The organism is Zobellella endophytica (assembly GCF_003012775.1).
Classification (GTDB): domain Bacteria; phylum Pseudomonadota; class Gammaproteobacteria; order Enterobacterales; family Aeromonadaceae; genus Oceanimonas; species Oceanimonas endophytica.
Genome location: NZ_PXYG01000056.1, coordinates 1 through 246, shown reverse-complemented (window position 1 = coordinate 246; position 246 = coordinate 1). Strand labels below are relative to the sequence as shown.

Below are 246 nucleotides of genomic sequence, written 5' to 3'. Positions count from 1 at the left end.
CATCGGCGTCGTCGGCCACGGTCACCGTGGTGGTCGTACTGCTGTCCAGCGCCTCGTAATCACCGCCTTCGACACCAGTGATACCCAGCACCAGTGACTCATTCCCCTGTGCATAGGCATCGTCGGCGCGGCTGGCAAAGCTGACGCTGCCCTCGGTCTCGCCGGCGGCGATGGTGATGATCTCGCCGTTGCTCAGGGTCAGCCGCACATCGCTGGCCGGGGCCTGGTCTACCCGGGCGGTGACGG

General features: G+C 66.7%; 1 protein-coding gene. It reads right to left on the bottom strand.

The features are described 5' to 3' along the window. A partial coding sequence (locus C7H85_RS19780) for an immunoglobulin-like domain-containing protein (RefSeq protein WP_158260126.1) occupies positions 1–246 on the bottom strand: 246 nt, incomplete at both ends.